Here is a 19091-nt window from a genome sequence, read left to right as displayed (position 1 = left end):
GGCTTACTGAACAATTTTTTCAATCTGAACTTTTGTATAAGGCTGACGGTGCCCTTGTCTTCTTCTATAATTTTTCTTTGGCTTGTACTTGAAAACCCTTATCTTTGGCCCTTTTCCATGCTCTAAAACCTTGGCATTCACCTTAACATTTTCCAAATATGGTCTGCCAAATTCCACTTTGCCATCTTCATTAGACACAGCCAATACTTTGTCAAAAGAAAAAACTTCTCCTTCTAGGTAATTCAATTTTTCCACCATAACAACGTCGCCTTCACGGACCATATACTGTTTTCCGCCAGTTTCAATTATTGCGTACATGTGCGCACCTCCTCTATCCAGTCTCGCCAGGAAACAAGGTAAAATTTAAAAACCCGTCCCGAGCGGCCACAAAAGATATTTTAGCATAACGAAATAGAAATTGTCAATGAAAATTAGGTAGCCTGCTGGGTACTTTTCTCTTCCTTATCATGTTTTGCCATTTCCTCATTTTTATTCTCAGTTAACTTACAACTTTGCAATTCCATAACCTTTTGATTTAATTCTTCTTTTTCTTTTTCCAATTCTTTTATCCTATTGTTGAGTCCTTTTATTGTGACACTATATCGAATTTGCCCAAAAACACCAATTATGCCTACAATTATTGCGCCAATAGCCGCTGACAGCAAAATCACCAATGCTTGAGAAATTGAATAATGCCAATATAAAAAGCTTATATCAACAGGACCAGCATTGGAAATAGCAAAAATAGCTACCAAAATCGCAAATATCAAAGCTAATATGTTATAATACTGTCCCTTCACAACAACTCACCTCCCCCAAACTGTCTATACCTTTAAAAACTTAACTGTCGCTTTCAATTGTGATTCTCTACCATTATGATAAATTATACAAATTGCTATTGTCAACAAAAATTATAAATTTTTTGATAACGATTAAAACACCCTCGTCTAATTTTGCCATTTGATTGATAGAAAGAGTTTTTATATTGAAACCACTTATGTAATTGTGCTAAAATTAATTTTAGTGAGCAAAATGCTCACCTGGGTCGCGGTAACCCCAGTTAACAAAACAAAGGAGGTAATTTTGTGTCTAAAAAAAGAATGAAAGATCTAGCAGAAATCGCTCTCGTTGCGGCAATTTATTTTGTACTGACAGTTACATTTTCTTCCATTTCATTTTTGCCTATCCAGTTCCGAATAGGTGAAGTTACAAAATCCATTGTAGTATTCAATAAAAAATACGCCATTTCCATGATGATAGGAAATTTTTTTGCAAATTTGTTTAGTCCATTTGCTGGTGCAATGGAACTCATTTTTATGCCTCTTTCAAACTTGATTGGCTGTACAATTGGATACTACATTGGAAGACTTACCCATAAATTGGTAGGTGCTGTATTTGTAGCTCTTTGGATTGCAGCATCAGTGGGAATCACCTTAAATGTCTCTGCCAATATACCATTTATTCCAACCTTCTTAAGCGTAGGATTGGCTGAAGTTGTGCTTCTTGTAACTGGATATTTTTTGTTTTTTACAATCGAAAAGAAAGGAGTTGTGAAATTTGACAGATAAATATAAAGAGAGAAGATTTGACACTTACGGTTATGAAAAGATTGACAAAGAAGTTTTAGAATCTATTGAATATGAATACCCTGAAAAAAATACTATTGTGGAATATATCACTAATGAATTTTCTTCTGTTTGTCCTTGGACAGGATTACCTGATAATGCAAAGCTTACTATAAGATATATACCTTCGAAAAAGCTTGTAGAGCTTAAATCCTTAAAATATTATCTTACATCCTATAGAAACGTGGGCATATTGCAAGAACATGCTATAAATAGAATTTTAGATGACTTAGTTGAACTTCTACAGCCAAAATTTATGGAAGTAATAGGTGAGTTTCAAGAAAGAGGTGGAATAGCCACGAGAATTGTGGCAAAATATGAAAAAGAAAAGTAGATATAAAGCTGCCCAAAAATTTCCTTGGGCAGCTTTTTCATATTGATTCTTTATTCAAATTCTATCTCAAAATGGCCATATTTTTTGTTATTGTCAACAACAACTTCGAGATCTACATTAAATTTCTCTTTGTAAAATTTTACAATTTCCTTTTCTGCCGCGATTTTAACAACTTTATCATTCCCTTTTATGTAGATTTTTCGCACTTTTATATGTCGCAACACTCTCTCTATATTATTCCTTAATCTTTTGTAGATGTACTCAGTTGAATAAACCATCCCTTCCCCTTCACATATAGGGCATTTTTCTTTAAGGTATGAGCCTACTTGCGACCTCACTCTTTTTCTTGTCATCTCAACAAGCCCTAATTGAGTATACCCTAATACACTGCATTTTGTCCTGTCTTTTTGGAGTTCTTTTTTGAAAAACTCCAGCAAATCCTTTCTAAAATTTTCATTTTTCATGTCTATAAAGTCAATAATAATTATTCCACCAATATCTCTTAACTTAAGCTGCAGGGCAATTTCTTCTGCTGCTTCAAGATTGGTCTTGTATATTGTCTCCTCTAAAGAAGATTTTCCTACGTACTTTCCTGTGTTTACATCAATTACAGTAAGAGCTTCTGTTTGGTCTATTATTACAAAACCTCCACTTTTTAACCATACCTTTTTTTCTAACAATTTCTCAACTTGAAAATCTGCTCCATAAATCCCCATTAAGTCTCCTTCTTCATAAGTAACTGAAATATTTTCCTTTCCTACATTTTTTAAATATCTTTTTATGTTCTCATACTCTTCTTTGTCGTTTACCACAATTTCATCTACCTCATCAGAAAGCAAATCCCTCAAATACTTAATTGCAAAATCCTCTTCTTTGTATATCAAAGAAGGAAGGGGAGCATTTTGAAAATCTTTTTGTATTTTCTCATACAAGCGAATTAATTCGTCTAAATCCTCCCGCATTTGCTGTTCTGTCGCCTCTAATGCAGCTGTTCTGACAATTATCCCCATACCATCAGGTTTTAATTCTTTCACAATTTCCTGAAGCCTTTTCCTTTCCCCTTCTTCCTCAATCCTATGGGAAATTCCGACGTAGTCGACATTAGGCATTAAAACGACATATTTCCCCGGCAAAGAAATATTAGCGGTCACTCTGGGATTTTTCATGCCTACTGCTTCTTTTGATACTTGAACCATTATTGGTTGGCCTGGTTTTAAAACTTGTGTAATGCTTTTGGGTAAATTTTCTTGTTGAAAAAGCACATCGTCAGAAAATAAAAAAGCGTTCTTACCAATTCCAATATCTACAAAGGCCGCCTGCATACCTTTTAAAACATTTTGAATCTTACCTTTATAAATATTTCCCAAAATATTTTTTCCATCTCTTTTCTCTGGATGGTACTCCTTTAGCTTCCCATTTTCTAATAAAGCAATTTGACTCAAATTTTCATCAATGTCCAATATAAGTCTTTTCAAAATTTTCACCCCGTACTTATTCTAAAATCATATTTTTTCTGTGAAGTTTATAAAAGTCCATATCAAACAAGTCTCCAATGTAATCATTCAAAGCTTTTAATAAATGCAATGGATTAGGAGCTCCCTCTCCTAATTTTAATTTTATATAAAATTTAAAATAATCTTCTGCCTCTTCAATTACCTTTAATTCCAAAACATAAGGTCTTATATTTACCATTTTTCTGCCACTTTTACTCTCTTTTTCTATCTCAATTATATCTCTTTTCATAAATTCTTCTATTTTATTTTGAATATCTTTAATACTTTTTTTAACATTGACTTGCAAAATATACTCTGCTCCTTTTATTTTTGTAGAAAGCGCATCATTTAATTCTACCTCATAACTTTCCACAATTTCAATACCAGGTGGTAACACTTTGTTCATCTTTTTTCTGAATTCTTCAGGAGAAATATCTTCTTCCACATCTATATCCATATAATCTCCTTCTGTCGTTGCTCCCACCACAAGTGCAGGCCCAAAAGAAATTTTGGGATGGGGATTAAATCCTTGTGAAAAAGCCACTTTTATATCGGCTCTTCTCAAAGCCCTTTGAAATACTCGCAAAAGGTCTAAATGGGAAATAAATTTGACTCTTTCATCTTTTGTATATTTATTTCTTAGACGCTTCAAAACATACTACCCCCTCATCAAAGTCCTTTACTCCACAACCTGTACAATAGAGCCTGCAGTCAGGTGTAATTCTTCCTTCTTGAGATTTTTTATATTCTCTAATCAAATATCTTTTATCCACCCCAACGTCTATTACATCCCATGGAAATACTTCTTCTAAACTTCTTTCTCTATTGGCATAAAAGTGAGGATTTACACCTACCTCCTTAAAAGCCTCTTCCCATTTGTCATAATTAAGATATTCTTCCCATCCGTCAAATTTGCATCCTTTTTCCCAGGCTTTTATTATAGCTTTTCCGACTTTTCTATCCCCTCTCGATATGACAGCTTCCAAAAAGCTCATATAAGGGTTGTGCCAGTTGTATTTTAAAACTTTACTTTTTAGTCTCTTTTTAAGCAAATCCTGCTTGTCCATTATGCTTTTAATGCCGTCTTGCCCTACCCACTGGAAAGGCGTAAAAGGTTTAGGCACAAAAGTAGAAGTGCTTATAGTAACTTTTAAATTTTTTACGTTACCTTTTACTTGCTTGTAAGTGTCCACAACTTTATAAGCCAAATCGGCTATTCCTTCAACATCCTCCATCGTCTCTGTAGGAAGTCCTATCATGAAATACAGCTTGACATTAGTCCATCCAGCAGAAAAAGCTTCTTTTGTCGCTACCAAAAGGTCCTCCTCTGTAACCCCTTTATTAATTACGTCTCTAAGTCTTTGTGTACCAGCTTCTGGTGCTAAAGTAAGACCTGTTTTTCTAACTTTTTGTATTTCTTTTAACAAATTTATAGATACAGCGTCTACTCGTGTAGAGGGTATAGAAACTCCAACTCCTTTATCCCTATATTTATCAATCAGTTTTTTGACTAAGTCTTCAATTTGAGAATAATCACAAGTACTTAAAGAAGTTAAAGATATTTCCTCATACCCTGTAGATTTTATAAGCTTGTCCGCTAAATCTAAAATTTTTTCCTTTGATTTTTCCCTCACTGGCCTATATATCATGCCAGCTTGACAAAATCTACAACCACGAGTACATCCTCTAAAAATTTCTAACATTATTCTATCGTGAACTATGTCCATAAAAGGAACAATTTGCTCCTCAGGATGATACACATTTCCAAAATCTTTAACTATTCTTTTCTTTACCTTTTCGGGCACTCCTTTTTTAATAGGCCTTATCTCTTTTATTGTTCCATCTTGATTGTATACTTCCATATAGTACTTAGGAACATATACTCCTTTGATTTGAGAAACAATTTGTAAAAATTCTTCTCTTTCTCCTCCTCTTTTCTTCCAATCTATATAAGCGTCAATAATTTCATTTATGACCTCTTCTCCTTCTCCCATTACAAAAAAGTCAATAACGTCAGATAAAGGAGCAGGGTTATAAGCACAGGGTCCACCAGCAATGACAAAAGGTAACCCTTTCCTATCTCTTGATAGGATAGGAATACCCGCTAAGTTAAGCATATTTATTACATTTGTATAACTTAACTCATACTGGAGAGTAAAACCTATAAAGTCAAATTTATCTAATGTGGTTTTTGTCTCTAAACTAAAAAGAGGAATGTCATTTTCCCTCATGAGTTTTTCCATATCCAACCATGGCGCAAAAACCCTTTCACAATATACGTCTTCTCTTTTGTTTAAAAGATGGTATAAAATTCTAAGCCCCAAATGAGACATTCCCACTTCATATACATCCGGAAAAGCAAAAGCAAATCTTACTTTGACTTCCTCCGGATTTTTTATAGAAGAATTTAATTCTCCTCCTGTGTATCTTGTAGGTTTGCTTACTTTCATAAGCAAAGCATCTATTTTATCCTTTAAGTTATTCATCTTCCTTCCTCCATAGTCATTTTATAATCTCACCAATTGGTAAATACAATCCATGTTCTACCGCATATTCAAAAAGCTGAGTCTCGGTTATTCTATATTTTTCCCTAAATTTGTCGTCTAATATTATTATAACATGGTATTTAGCAGGTATAAAACTTTTTATAACATTTGCAATTGTCTCCTTTTCTAATACTGCTATATGATGTACCCCCATCAATCCTTTTTTGTAGAACTCTGTTTTTTTCCTAAAAAGATCTCTCATTTGCAAAAAAGCTGATGCCTTTTTCTCTTTATTTGCCGCGACTACTAATAACACCGATAAAAAAGCATAAACAACATTTAGCTTCCAATTGAATATGCCTTTTAGAAGAAGATATAACATAACGAGAGAAATAGCATAGGAAGAAAAAACAGCAGTCGCAATAGCACTTCTTAGGCTAATAAAATATGACAAAACACTTTTTAAAACCCGTCCTCCATCCAAAGGAAGCCCTGGCAGTAGATTAAAAAAAGCCATTGCAATACTAGCTTTTATAAAATAATCCATGTCTATTTGTAAAACTTGTGAAATGAATTCTCCAAAAAAAGCAAAAAAAATATTGGACATAGGTCCTGCCAGTGCAACTAACACTTCTAAGTCTGGTCTTATAAACACTATGCTGTCCAAAAGAGCAATTCCTCCAAAAGGATAGATATTGACTTGTAGCACCTCTACTTTTAGTTTCTTGGCAATATAAATGTGTCCACATTCGTGAACGAAAACTGTAGCAAAAATAGCAATTAATTCTTTTATAAATCCCGTTGCAATTAAGAGTAATGCAAATGCAAAAGTAGAAAAATGTATTTTTACTTCAATCCCTCTAAATTTCATTTTGCGCCTTCACTGGCAGCATCCCCTATAACAATCTTTGTCAAGGGGTCTACTGGCTTGCCATTTTCCCAAACTTCAAAATGCAAGTGAGGAGCAGTGACTTTCCCAGTATCGCCTGTCTTCCCAATTATATCCCCTTGTTTTACTTGGTCTTTTTCTTTCACTAAAATTTCTGATAAATGAGCATAGACGGTCCTTACATCATTAGCATGCCTTAAAACTATGACTTTTCCAAAATCCTGGTTTTGCTCCTCCACTAACATTACTACCCCATCTAATGCTGCCTTCACTTCTGTTCCAATAGGAGCATCTATATCAATACCAGTGTGATTTGTCAATTGGTTTGTAATAGGATCAACCCTCATTCCAAAGCCAGAGGTTACCTTTCCAGTAACAGGTGCAATCATTTTGATAGAAGCCTGAGGAACATCAGAAGAAGTTTTATTTTCTGAAGTTTTTTCTTCAGTGGGAGAAAAAACTTTTATCACACTTTCTTTAAGCCAAGGAATCTTACTTTGAACTAATTTTAACCCTTTCTTTGTGTTTTCGTAATTCATATCATAACTTAGCGCACTTTTAGTAGCATTTATAAAAGAGTTAGCTATAGGCACGTCAACTGCTTTAAAAAGCAAAATCATTCCTAATAAAACTAATGAAATAATTAATTGATTTTCAAATAGCTCTGCATACTTTTTGTAAGTGCTAAATTTTTTGGGAGAATAATAAGGAATTCGTTGGTATTTCATGATATATGCCTCCTTCTATGTTACATTTTATTTTGAAGGAGGCATTATTATGATAAATTATTTTATTTATCTGCTATTTCTCTCCACTCTAAAAGTCCTTGCTCCATTCCCTTCAATAAAACTTCTGCAGTAGCGATATTAGTCGCCAATGGAATAGAATGCACATCACAAACTCTAAGCAGAGCCAAAATATCTGGTTCATGGGGTTGAGCCGTAAGTGGGTCTCTTAAAAAAATCACCATATCAATCTTATTTTCAGCAATCATTGCACCAATCTGTTGGTCTCCACCAAGAGGGCCGGGTAAAAGGCAATTTACATTTAGACCTGTCGCCTCCTTGATAAGTTGTCCTGTATGGCCTGTTGCGTATATATTGCATTTTTCAAAGATATGCTTATAGGCAATTGCGAAATTCACCATAAGTTCTTTTTTTTGGTCATGGGCTATCAAAGCTATATTCATAGAAATTCCCCCTAAAAGTTTATCTTTTGCCTTCTCATGCTTATATTTTCTAAAAGTCCTATTGCCATCATGTCTGCTACCATTGCACTTCCCCCATAGCTCATAAAAGGAAGAGGAATACCTGTGATTGGCATTATCCCAATAGTCATCCCTATATTTTCAAAGATATGAAATGTAAACATAGCAATAATTCCTACGGCCACGAGCATTCCATATTTATCTTTAGCATTATAAGCAATCTTCCAAGCTTTATACAGCATAATGGCATAGAGAACTATCAGTATAGATGCCCCTATAAACCCTAATTCTTCCCCTACAACAGAAAAAATAAAGTCTGTCCATGCTTCGGGAAGATAATAGAGCTGAGTTTGGCTTCCATGAAAAAGCCCCTTTCCCCAAAACATTCCTGAACCGATAGCAATTTTAGACTGAATCACATGGTAACCTGTTCCCATCGGGTCCATTTCAGGATTTAAAAAAGACAAAAGTCTATTTCTTTGGTAAGGCTTTAGTATTTCGTATCCAAGAGGCAGCATCGCAATACCTAAACCAATTAGCTGAGCCAACACTTTAGTTCTTATTCCTGAAATATATACCATAGTCAAAAAAATCGCTACAAACACCAGAGTAGTACCTAAGTCTGGCTGTAACATGACTACAACAAAAGGAATTCCCACGTAGACCATAGGCCATAAAAGTTCTTTAAAAGTCTTTATTTCCTCAGTATTGCTGAACATATTTGCCAGAGTCAATATAAGGGCTATTTTGGAAAACTCAGAAGGCTGAATATCAACAGGACCTAGGTGTATCCAGCTCTGAGCACCATTGCTTACTTTGCCAATTGCTAAAACCAACAAAAGGCTTATTACATTCAGGATATAAATCAAAGAAGAAAATTTAGCCAGTACATTGTAATCAATAAGGCATATTGCCACAATAGATAAAAGGCCAATAAGAATAGCAACAGTCTGGACTATGACTTTTTTGTAAGAACCCGTCTCAATAGCGTGGGAAGCACTGGCTATTACGATGACACTGTACACAGATATTAAAATCACAGTAATCAAAAGTCCCCAATCAAAATTTTTAAGAAGCTTTTTGTTAAACACTTTTTATTCCCCTTCTCAGTTTTATATTACAACCTGTATTATATCACATAAAAAAGGCTTTCACCACACAAAAAAACTGGCACAAAGCCAGTTATCTTATCACCTGCTTCATTTTTTTTATGGGGATATTTGCATGAAGAGCAGGCATGTAGGTATTATCACTTCTTTTCTCTTTTGTAATCTCCACATTCAAGCCTGCTTCGTCAATATCCACATAATTAGAAATGACATTTAATATATCTTCCTTTATCATCTCCAAAAATTTAGGAGAAACATCAGACCTATCATGCACTAATAAAAGCTGTAGCCTCTCTTTTGCTATGTCTTTACTGTTACTCTTTCCCATAAAAGATTTAAATAACTCCACAAATTACACCTCCCTAAAAAGCGATTTAAGCCATCTTGAAAAGTCTCTTGAGCTTATCCATAAAACCGTTTCCTACATCAAGATTAATCAAAGGTACATCGTTGCCCAAAAGCCTTTCCACCAAATTCCTGTATGCTTGTCCCGCCAATGACTTTTCATCTGTAACTATAGGTTCTCCTCTGTTGGAAGAAATGATTATATTCTCATCATCGGGAATGACACCCAAAAGGTCTATTGCCAAAATGTCAATGATGTCTTCAATATTCATCATATCTCCACGCTTTACCATATCCATTTTAATCCTGTTTATGACTAACATCGGATTGTGAAGTTCTGCAGCTTCTAAAAGCCCTATAATTCTGTCTGCATCCCTTACCGCTGAAACTTCAGGAGTAGTCACCACAATCGCTCTATCAGCTCCAGAAATGGCATTTCTAAACCCCTGTTCTATTCCCGCAGGACAATCAACTAAAATGTAATCAAACTCTTCCTTTAAATCACCTATCAATTTCTGCATTTGTTCAGGAGTAACTGCCGATTTATCTCTCGTTTGAGCAGCTGGTAAAAGATACAAACCGTCAAATCTTTTATCTTTTATAAGAGCTTGCTTCAGTCTGCACTGGCCTTCTACAACATCCACTATGTCGTACACAATTCTGTTTTCTAATCCCATAACTACATCAAGATTTCTAAGCCCTATATCAGTATCCACCAAAACAACCTTATAACCTTTAATGGCAAGATATGTACCAATATTAGCTGTAGAAGTAGTTTTACCAACTCCACCTTTTCCAGAAGTTATAACTATAGCTTCACTCATCATACCACTCCATTCTATTTATATTATTTTTTAGAATATTTTACCATAAATCAATGTTGTGGTAAAGAGGTTTTACAATAATTTTACCTTTTTTGACAACGGCAATTTCGGGATAATCGATTGCCTCATCTTTATCAGGAGCTCTTGAAATTATGCTGGCTATTCTAAGCTGCATCGCTCTTAAAGAAGAAGCGACAATGACTGCATCTTTGTTGCCTGTAAATCCTGCGTGAGCTATTCCCCTCAAAGTCCCCATTACAACTATATTGCCAGCAGCTTGTACTATTCCTCCAGGATTCACATCTCCTATTACGACAAGATTCCCAAAATATCTGACAACTTGTCCAGACCTCACAGTACCTTTATAAAATTTTGTTATACCTTCTTCTAAACCATTAAAAATTTCCTCCCCTTCCGTCACATTTTTAAGATGCCTCTCTTGAAATTTTTTTATCTGCACCTCAACACCATATTTATCAAAAATAAAATTCTTCAAATTCTCTAATTCTTCATCATTTACATTTAGACTTTTTACTCTAACGATAAGATTTGCACCTTGAAAAAATTTAAGTGACTTCTCAATTCTGTTTATGATTTTTTCTCTCACAGTATCAATATCTACACCATCTTCCACTATAATTGCCAGTCCATCTTTTGTCCCTTGAATTTTTACAGTATCCTTTATCATAATCTACCTCCAAAAATCCTCGTTATTATCTATATTCTCCACAAATTGCAATTTTCCTTCTTTATCAAAGAAAAAAGAGGATAAAATATCCTCAAAATTACATCATCTTATCGGTGAATTTACTACTGTAAAACTTTCGTTTGTTTTGTCTTTGCTCAAGCCAAAATAAGCGTCAAATATATCTCTTGCAACGTATGCCGCATAAGATCCTGCACCACCTTGATATATAACCGTTACAACAGCAATTTGAGGATTGTCATAAGGCGCAAAACCTACAAACCAGGCATAATTGTCTCTTCCTTTGATGCCTACTTCTGCAGTACCAGTTTTCCCACCTACTGGAATAGGAAATCCACTGAAAGCAGCGCTTGCAGTTCCTCCTCTCTCAGTTACACCTTTCATTCCCAACTTTATTGCATCAAGATATTTTTGTGGAATATCAATCTTTCCTAAAACCTCTGGTTTTGTCTCTTCTATAACCTTACCGTCAGGAGAAACAATCTTGTCAACTAAATGCAACCTATACCTTGTACCTCCATTAACTAGTGTAGATATATAGCTTACAATCTCTAAAGGAGTGAATTGATTATCCCCCTGACCTATTGCAGCACTACAAGTATCTGTCAAGCTCCAATGTCTCGCAAAATACATGAGTCTCCACAATTCTCTTTGAAGTTCGGAATCTTTAATTCCCATTTTTTTTAATTGAAGGAAAGTATTGTAATCGCTGAGATTTCCTGAATCAACAATTTTCACAATTTTGTCATACTGTTCTTCTGTTATCTTGCCATTTGGATTTTTGTCGCTTTTTACCATTGATTTTATTAAACCAAGGTAATATTCTCTTTTATACTGTGGGCTTGCTATTATTCCTTTTGTTTCATATATTTCAATACCAGTTTTCTGGTCAAGACCAAATTTTTTGGCATATTCTACAATTTTGTCTATTCCCATTCTTCTTCCCATTTCGTAAAAATAAGTGTCAACTGAGTATTTAATCGCATCAGATACACTTACCCATCCTTGCGTCTGATGATACTCATTCCACAGCCAGTTAGTCTGTTTGGTATAAGGATAAATGCCTGGGTCTAAATACTTCTCATCGACTGTTGTCACGCCACTTTCCAAAGCTGCTAAAGCAACTGCCATTTTAAAGGTTGACCCTGGAGGTACTGCTCCCTGTGTCGCATAATTGAAAACAGGGCTGGGTTCAACTGTTGCATTTCTCGCTTTAAAAAGTTCATTTACTATGCTGGCAGGAGGATTACCTGTGGCAAAAATGTTAGGGTCAAAACCAGGAACACTAGCTAATGCCAAAATTTTTCCCGTATGGACATCTACTACTACAGCAGCTCCAATGTTAGCGTTAGGATATTTTTTGCCGTATTTTCCGTTTCTAATGTTTTCCATAGTTTTTGTGAGAGATTGCTCTGCTGCTTCTTGGATATTTTTGTCAATAGTCAAAAATATAGTATCTCCTGGCACAGGAGGAACATTGTTTAAGTTTTTTATTAGCCTTCCGAAATTATCTACTTCTACTTGCTGTCCCCCATCTTTTCCTTTCAAATATTTTTCGTACAAAGTTTCAAGGCCAGAATGTCCCACTAAATCTGTAAGTTTGTAATTGCTCATATCGAGTTTTTTCAAGTCTTCTTGAGTTATACGCCCAATATATCCCAACGTTTGGGATAACAACGTTCCATGAGGATAATACCTTACAGGTTTTATGCTTATCATGACCCCGGGAAGTTCAAAATGTCTCTCTTCAATTTCAGCGACTGTCTTTTGGTCAACGTCTAAGGCTATTTCTACTGGCTGATATTGATTGTAACCCTGTTCTTCCATCAATTGCCGTACTACCATTATCTTTCTTGCTTCATAAGGATCTAAATTCTTCCGTATCTTGAACTTTTTCATCAAAATATCCCATGCTTCCTTTGCAGTGGAATTCTCGCTTATATTGTTGGCTTTTTTCCAAGCTATTTCTCTGTCTTTTAAAATTTCTTCTTTTACTGATGCTTCATCAGGATTTTTAAAATTAAAATAAGGATTACCTTTGTCATCGAGATATATTGGCAGATCATCTTTATACTTCACATTATTTTTCGTCAAAATATCCATTAACTTTAGTATCGTTTCATTGAGATGGCTATCAACTACATCTCCTTTCATGATATCTATAGTAAAACTTGGTCTGCTCGTCGCAAGTTTTACCCCGTATCTATCCACAATATCACCGCGAGGAGCATCAATAGGTATAAGTCTAATCGCTTGTCTTACCGATAGTTCTCTAAAATAGTCGCCTTTTATAAGTTGAAGATAAATTAGCCTGGACACTAAAACAACAAAAAGGAGAATTATGATGATCGCCAAATTGTAAAACCTTTTTTTGAGATGCTCATTCAAACACATCACCCTCAAAAACTACATTTTCTTAAAAAAATTACTGCTGTTTTTAATTAGATATTTGTTAAAAGAAACCAAATACTTATATGCAAAAGCGGTAATAATGGAATTGTAAATCGCTTGTATAATAACAATATCCATAAAGCTTTCTATAAAATTAAACTCATATTTCATCAATACCATGGAAAACATTATTATTAGGTTATAAAGAATAGTACCTAAAAACACAAACACAAAAGCCACAAAAGAACTTTCTTTAAAAACGCTTTTGCTTAAAAGCCCGGTTATATAGCTTACAATTAGCAAAGGAAGTGTAACGACTCCTATTGCATTGTTGTATAAAATATCTTGAAGAAGCCCCGCAAAAAGGCTTAAATAAATAGCCTCCCACGAACCGTTTAAAAGTGAAAAACTCAACACAACGATAAATACAGCATCTGGTTTAACACCAAAAAAACTGATAAATCTAAATAAAGTAGATTGCAAAACAATTAACAATACAATTAATAAATATTTATATGCACTTCTCATAAAATCTACTTCCCTGTACCTTTTATATTAGTCACTACAAATACATATTCTAACCGCTCAAAATCTGCTGCCGGCTTTATGATAGCTTGTTTTAACAAAGAACCAGAGTCCCGTGTAACTTTGGTCACTTTTCCTATTATCAATCCTTTGGGGAATTTGCTCATATCAGAAGTGGTAATTATGTCACCTTCAATAATTTCAGCATCAAGGGGAAGATATATCATTGTCAGGCCACCGCTAGAATCTCCTCTCACAATACCATTATCTCTCGTTCTGACATCTACAGCACTTACAGAACTATCTCTGTCTATAATCGCCAATACTTTTGACCAATTATCTCCCACAGCTGTAATCTGTCCTACCATATTGCCTTTTTCATCTAAAACTGCCATGCCAGGTTTAATTCCAGAACTTTTGCCTATGTCAATATTAAAAGTATTAAACCAATTACCAGGATTTTTACTTATAATACTGGCAAGTTTCATATCTAACTCTGTATTTTCTGTTTTAAAGTTCAACGCTTCTTTAAGTCTTTTATTTTCATTTATCAATTCTTGTAATCTGACATTTTCTTTTCGCAATTTTTCAACTTCCTTTTGGAGTTTTTCATTCGTCGCTCTCAGTGTGCCTATTTCTTTAATTGAAGAAAAAAAATTAAAAATTCCCTTGCCAGTCTTATAAAAAACTCTTTGAACAGGAGAAAAAATATATCCTACTGCAGATTCTAATTTGGTAACATACCTTCCAGTATCATAGGTATAAGCCATGGCGGCAATAAGCGCCACGGCTATCAAAAAAACTAAAATAAACTGCTTATTCCTAAAAAAACGTGGCACTTTAATACACCTCTCAACTTCTATTCACAGGGCTTAAAACTCTCCTAAACAGCGAACTTTCTTCAAGAATTTTGCCAGCACCAAGTGCCACACAATCAGTAGGCTGATCTGCAATCTGGACAGGCATTCCCGTCTCTTCTCTTATAAGTTTGTCTATACCGCTTAAAAGTGCACCACCGCCTGTCAGCATGATTCCTCTGTCCATAATATCTGCTGCAAGTTCTGGCGGAGTCTTTTCAAGGGTCATCTTTATAGCCTCTATTATGCTGGATACTGGGTCTTTTAATGCCTCCAAAATCTCTGTTGAAGTAATTTTAAGAGTTTTAGGAAGTCCTGATACCAAATCTCTTCCTCTTATGTCCATTGTTTCTTCTTTTGGCTTTGGAAAAGCTGACCCAATTTGGATTTTTATCTCTTCTGCAGTCCTTTCACCTATCATGAGGTTGTACTCTCTCTTTATATAGTTGATTATGGCTTCGTCCATTTCATCTCCGCCAACCCTCAAAGACTTGCTGGTAACAATTCCTCCAAGAGAAATTACAGCTACATCTGTAGTACCACCGCCTATATCCACAACCATGCTGCCAGTAGGCTCTTCAACGGGAAGCCCTGCTCCAATTGCTGCAGCCATAGGCTCTTCTACAGTATGAGCTTCCTTAGCACCCGCTTGTAGAGCTGCTTCAATAACAGCTCTTTTTTCTACTTCTGTCACACCAGAAGGTATACCCACGATAACCCTGGGTCTAAATAGTCCCTTTCTGGGATTGACTTTACTTATAAAATGGTCAAGCATAATCTTCGTTATGTCAAAATCAGCTATTACACCATCTCTCATGGGTCTTATAGCAATTATGTTGCCTGGAGTTCTTCCTACCATCTTTTTTGCTTCTTCTCCAACCGCAAGAATCGCCTTTGAATCAGTTCTCATCGCCACAACCGAAGGCTCTCTTAAAACAATTCCTTTACCTTGTACATATACCAAAGTTGTTGCAGTACCTAAATCAATTCCAATATCTCTAGAAAATCCTCTCATTTGCGTATACTCCTTCCTATTTTATTCAAACTCATAATACCCTTTTTCTTTAAGACTTATACCTCTCCCATCTCCAATTATAACATGATCTAAAACTTTTATACCCAGTATATTTCCTCCTTCTACCAACCTTTTTGTCACTTCTATGTCTTCTCTGCTAGGAGTAGGGTCTCCACTGGGGTGATTGTGAACCAAAATTATAGAGGAAGATGACCTTTCAATTGCGGCCTTAAACACTTCCCTGGGATGCACAATGGAAGTATTTAAACTTCCTATAGAAATAGTTTCGATTGCAATAACTTTATTTTTAACATTCAACATTATCACTTTAAAATATTCTTTATTCAAATACCTCATTTCATCCATCATCAAATTTATGACATCTTCTGGCGATGTTATTGTGAAACTATCACTTCCCGTAGATAACATCATTCTGCGTCCTAATTCTACTGCAGCTTTTAGCTTTACTGCCTTAGCTATACCAATTCCTTTTATGCTGGCAAGCTTTTCTACACTTGAATCTACAATGAATTTAAGCCCTCTATCTTCCATTATAAGCCTTTGTGCTAAACTAATGGCACTTTCTCTTTTACTTCCTGTCCCTATTATTATAGCTATCAACTCGACATTTGACAATACTTGAGCCCCATGTTTTATAAGTCTTTCTCTGGGTCTTTCTTCGTAAGGCAAGTCTTTTATCATGATTTTTGCATCCTTGCCCAATACTTTCACCCTTTCAAAGTAACCTTATACCAAACTCTCTTTTTAAAATATCAAAAAGTTTTGAAATTGGAAGACCTACCACATTAAAATAATCTCCTTCAATCTTTTCAACAATAAGAGCACCAAATCCTTGTATAGCATATGCTCCCGCTTTATCATAACATTCGCCAGTATCTATATAATTAAATATTTCCTCATCTTCTAATTTTTTGATCCAAACTTTTGTCTCCTCAAAATCCCTCACATACTTAAAATCCTGTGCCCTTACAACAGTAATTCCTGTGTACACTGTATGAAATCTTCCCTGCAAGCTTTTAAGCATAGTATAAGCTTCCTCTCTGTCTTTAGGCTTTTCTAAAACTTTATCATCTACTACCACAACAGTATCAGCACCTATCACTACAGCCTCTTCATTTAACTTTTTGGCAACTGCCATGGCTTTGTGAAAGGATAAGTCCATTACATATTTAGAAGGATGCTTTTCATTTGAATATTCCTCTATACCACTTTCAATTACTTCAAACTTAAGTCCTAAATTTGAAAGTAGTTCCTTTCTTCTTGGAGATTTTGAAGCGAGGACAATTCTCATCATATCACCTACATCTTATAATAAGCATATATTGCAAGAATTAATCCCAAAACACTCCCCACATTTATTTTAAAGGACAGCATAAAAGAAAACCTAATAAAATTCAAATCCAGTGTGAGGGGATGATTCATTCCTATTATTTGCTGATAGGCTAATTGTTTGAAAAAATGCGCCAGTAAGTCCCCTAAAAAACCTCCTAAAATTAGTCCTACGACAATTAAAAATACCAATATCCATGGACTTTTGCCTCTTCTCAATTTCTCTCACTCCTTAAGCTGTATTGCCATTATAAACTACCCATTTTTTTTTATTATATCACAAATTATATACATTTCTATAACTAACTTTAAAATAAAAAAATGGTAAAGCTCCTAATACGATTATTAGGAGCACATTCATCTTTTTTGTCGTATTTTCGTTAATAATTTAACAAAATTTTAGCTAGTTGACCTTCCGTAATTACACCCCATCACTTATTTTTAATAGCGATAGACTTTAAAAATTCATTGTACTCATTGCAGGATTGCCATAAATTTTCTTGCAGTAGTCTAAAGCTATTTTTATCATTTAAAGCAACAGAAATTTGTATCTTTTTGATTTCTTCTGTTATCTTATCAATGATTTCTATCATTTTCCCTTCAATTTTGTTTAAACTTTCATCATTAAAATTTTTAATTTCGCCTCTAAAAAAGTTCAATTGCTCTTTTAATCTTTCCAGTTCAGTATCTTGCAATTTATCATTAGAAGCCTTGTAAGAAAGAGCAGACATATAATCTAAAATTTCTTTAAACCTTTGTAAAGTTTTTTCAAACTCAACCACTTCATTTGTTATTTTTTTGTCATATCTAAGCTTTACAACAGGTCCTCTGTACACATAAACATCATTTCCTAACCCTTGAGATTTTAATCGAGAAGAAAAAAGAGAAGCCTGTTCCTCTTCTAAAAAGATGCCACCTATCAGCAAATATTCATCGGAATTTTTATAAATAAAAGAATACACATTTTTCATTTTCATCAAGTCATCATTATATTTTGCATCCTCAAAACTTGAATAATTCCCTAACACAACTTGAAAAATATCTATTCCTTTAAGATTTAATTCGTCAAAATTATAACTATTTTCCCCTTTTGATATATTAGGCTCAATGATATTTTGAGAAACCAAGTAACCTGCTAAAAGAGAAATAACAGGAACTATTATAATAAAAATCAAGATTCTTAGCATTCTTTCGTTTTTCATCCTTTTATCAATCCTTACTAAAAAATCTCTTAAGTATATTATACTATACAAACTTAAAAAATCCTTTAAAAATTTTTTATAGGACTTTTTTCTTAATTTACATTTTTAAAAGAGGTTTTAGAAGATTTTTGTCGAATTATATAGATAGGAGGGGATATTTTGTCAAACTATATTGATGAATTAATACAAAGCAAATTTAGAGAAATCCAAAATAGACTTCCACCAAATGTAAAAATATTTAATACAGATAAATCTTTTGAAGAAATTTTAAATAATACACTGCAAAGCCAACAACTCAGCACACAAAATAACACAAACTCTTTCACAGCCAAAAAAGTAGATATGCAACAAATAGAAAAATTAATAGAGGAAGCCAGCAAAAAGTACAATGTAGATGCAAATCTCATTAAATCCATCATTAAAGCAGAATCCAATTTCAATCAATTTGCCATTTCAAAAGCTGGAGCAATGGGTCTTATGCAACTTATGCCTTCTACCGCAAAAGAACTAAATGTTGACAATCCTTTCGACGCCTCACAAAATATAGACGGAGGAGTGAGGTATTTAAAAAGCTTGTTAGATACATATAAAGACGTAAGTTTAGCATTAGCTGCATATAATGCTGGTCCTCAATCAGTAGAAAAATATCAAGGTATTCCCCCTTACCAAGAAACTATAAATTATATAAACAAAATTTTAAATGACTTATATAATAAATAATAAAGGAGCCAAA

Annotated in this window: 23 protein-coding genes; 3 read left to right on the top strand and 20 right to left on the bottom strand. The window is 34.3% G+C overall.

Translation table 11 applies throughout. The features are described 5' to 3' along the window. Positions 1–3: 3 nt before the first annotated feature. The gene (rplU, locus tag TKV_RS04460) at positions 4–318 is read right to left on the bottom strand and encodes a 50S ribosomal protein L21 (RefSeq protein WP_049684907.1); all 315 of its coding nucleotides are present in this window, start codon (positions 316–318) and stop codon (positions 4–6) included. 113 nt (positions 319–431) lie between these two features. After that, entirely contained in the window at positions 432–800 is a 369-nt protein-coding gene (locus TKV_RS04455) for a LapA family protein (protein WP_049684906.1), read from the bottom strand. Positions 801–1085: 285 nt separating this feature from the next. Between TKV_RS04455 and TKV_RS04450 the strand changes: the two genes are divergently transcribed. Both TKV_RS04450 and queF read left to right on the top strand, forming a co-directional pair. Then, complete coding sequence (locus tag TKV_RS04450; protein WP_049684905.1) at positions 1086–1568, top strand: QueT transporter family protein; 483 nt, start codon at positions 1086–1088, stop codon at positions 1566–1568. Continuing rightward, on the top strand, positions 1558–1959 hold the full coding sequence (gene queF / locus TKV_RS04445; RefSeq protein WP_003871514.1) for a preQ(1) synthase: 402 nt from the start codon (positions 1558–1560) through the stop codon (positions 1957–1959). Before TKV_RS04450 ends, queF begins: the two co-directional genes overlap by 11 nt. Positions 1960–2009: 50 nt before the next feature. On the opposite strand, the gene TKV_RS04440 is transcribed toward queF, so the two are convergent. The 18 genes from TKV_RS04440 to TKV_RS04355 form a co-directional block, all read right to left on the bottom strand. Further along, complete coding sequence (locus TKV_RS04440) at positions 2010–3443, bottom strand: Rne/Rng family ribonuclease (protein ID WP_003870962.1); 1434 nt, start codon at positions 3441–3443, stop codon at positions 2010–2012. A gap of 7 nt (positions 3444–3450) precedes the next feature. Then, the gene (locus tag TKV_RS04435) at positions 3451–4104 is read right to left on the bottom strand and encodes a TIGR03936 family radical SAM-associated protein (protein WP_003870963.1); all 654 of its coding nucleotides are present in this window, start codon (positions 4102–4104) and stop codon (positions 3451–3453) included. After that, positions 4085–5938, bottom strand: coding sequence for a TIGR03960 family B12-binding radical SAM protein (locus TKV_RS04430; RefSeq protein ID WP_049684904.1), 1854 nt, complete (start codon positions 5936–5938; stop codon positions 4085–4087). Before TKV_RS04430 ends, TKV_RS04435 begins: the two co-directional genes overlap by 20 nt. Positions 5939–5954: 16 nt before the next feature. Further along, the gene (locus tag TKV_RS04425) at positions 5955–6809 is read right to left on the bottom strand and encodes a M50 family metallopeptidase (protein ID WP_049684903.1); all 855 of its coding nucleotides are present in this window, start codon (positions 6807–6809) and stop codon (positions 5955–5957) included. Then, positions 6806–7555 (bottom strand): M23 family metallopeptidase, encoded by a 750-nt coding sequence (locus tag TKV_RS04420; protein WP_049684902.1) that lies wholly within the window; start codon positions 7553–7555, stop codon positions 6806–6808. The genes TKV_RS04425 and TKV_RS04420 overlap by 4 nt, the downstream gene beginning before the upstream one ends. A 62-nt stretch (positions 7556–7617) precedes the next feature. Further along, complete coding sequence (gene mgsA, locus TKV_RS04415; RefSeq protein WP_003870967.1) at positions 7618–8016, bottom strand: methylglyoxal synthase; 399 nt, start codon at positions 8014–8016, stop codon at positions 7618–7620. A gap of 11 nt (positions 8017–8027) precedes the next feature. Then, positions 8028–9125, bottom strand: coding sequence for a rod shape-determining protein RodA (gene rodA, locus TKV_RS04410; protein WP_049684901.1), 1098 nt, complete (start codon positions 9123–9125; stop codon positions 8028–8030). 91 nt (positions 9126–9216) lie between these two features. After that, a complete protein-coding gene (minE, locus tag TKV_RS04405) occupies positions 9217–9492 on the bottom strand; it encodes a cell division topological specificity factor MinE (protein WP_049684900.1) in 276 nt (91 codons plus the stop codon). 25 nt (positions 9493–9517) lie between these two features. Then, entirely contained in the window at positions 9518–10312 is a 795-nt protein-coding gene (minD, locus tag TKV_RS04400; protein WP_049684899.1) for a septum site-determining protein MinD, read from the bottom strand. 40 nt (positions 10313–10352) lie between these two features. Continuing rightward, the gene (gene minC / locus TKV_RS04395) at positions 10353–11000 is read right to left on the bottom strand and encodes a septum site-determining protein MinC (protein WP_049684898.1); all 648 of its coding nucleotides are present in this window, start codon (positions 10998–11000) and stop codon (positions 10353–10355) included. A gap of 102 nt (positions 11001–11102) precedes the next feature. Continuing rightward, on the bottom strand, positions 11103–13421 hold the full coding sequence (locus tag TKV_RS04390; RefSeq protein WP_049684897.1) for a penicillin-binding protein 2: 2319 nt from the start codon (positions 13419–13421) through the stop codon (positions 11103–11105). Positions 13422–13424: 3 nt separating this feature from the next. Then, positions 13425–13937, bottom strand: coding sequence for a rod shape-determining protein MreD (gene mreD, locus TKV_RS04385; RefSeq protein WP_049684896.1), 513 nt, complete (start codon positions 13935–13937; stop codon positions 13425–13427). Positions 13938–13942: 5 nt separating this feature from the next. Further along, the gene (gene mreC / locus TKV_RS04380) at positions 13943–14773 is read right to left on the bottom strand and encodes a rod shape-determining protein MreC (protein ID WP_049684895.1); all 831 of its coding nucleotides are present in this window, start codon (positions 14771–14773) and stop codon (positions 13943–13945) included. A 13-nt stretch (positions 14774–14786) separates the two neighbouring features. Beyond that, a complete protein-coding gene (locus TKV_RS04375) occupies positions 14787–15806 on the bottom strand; it encodes a rod shape-determining protein (RefSeq protein ID WP_049684894.1) in 1020 nt (339 codons plus the stop codon). 21 nt (positions 15807–15827) lie between these two features. Beyond that, a complete protein-coding gene (gene radC / locus TKV_RS04370; protein WP_049684893.1) occupies positions 15828–16508 on the bottom strand; it encodes a RadC family protein in 681 nt (226 codons plus the stop codon). A 34-nt stretch (positions 16509–16542) separates the two neighbouring features. Then, positions 16543–17118 carry a nucleoside triphosphate pyrophosphatase gene (locus TKV_RS04365; protein ID WP_049686208.1) on the bottom strand — a complete coding sequence of 192 codons (576 nt, stop codon included), beginning with the start codon at positions 17116–17118 and terminating at the stop codon, positions 16543–16545. 8 nt (positions 17119–17126) lie between these two features. Beyond that, positions 17127–17375: a DUF4321 domain-containing protein gene (locus TKV_RS04360; protein ID WP_049684892.1), complete on the bottom strand. Its 249-nt coding sequence runs from the start codon at positions 17373–17375 to the stop codon at positions 17127–17129. Positions 17376–17587: 212 nt separating this feature from the next. Continuing rightward, positions 17588–18358, bottom strand: coding sequence for a hypothetical protein (locus TKV_RS04355; protein WP_049686207.1), 771 nt, complete (start codon positions 18356–18358; stop codon positions 17588–17590). A 159-nt stretch (positions 18359–18517) separates the two neighbouring features. On the opposite strand from TKV_RS04355, the gene TKV_RS04350 reads away from it, so the two are divergent. Further along, entirely contained in the window at positions 18518–19078 is a 561-nt protein-coding gene (locus TKV_RS04350) for a lytic transglycosylase domain-containing protein (RefSeq protein ID WP_049684891.1), read from the top strand. Positions 19079–19091 lie beyond the last annotated feature (13 nt).

Source organism: Thermoanaerobacter kivui (genome assembly GCF_000763575.1).
Taxonomy (GTDB): Bacteria; Bacillota; Thermoanaerobacteria; order Thermoanaerobacterales; family Thermoanaerobacteraceae; genus Thermoanaerobacter; species Thermoanaerobacter kivui.
The sequence above is the reverse complement of the archived record's forward strand: the minus strand, read 5'-3'. Positions and strand labels throughout refer to the sequence as shown.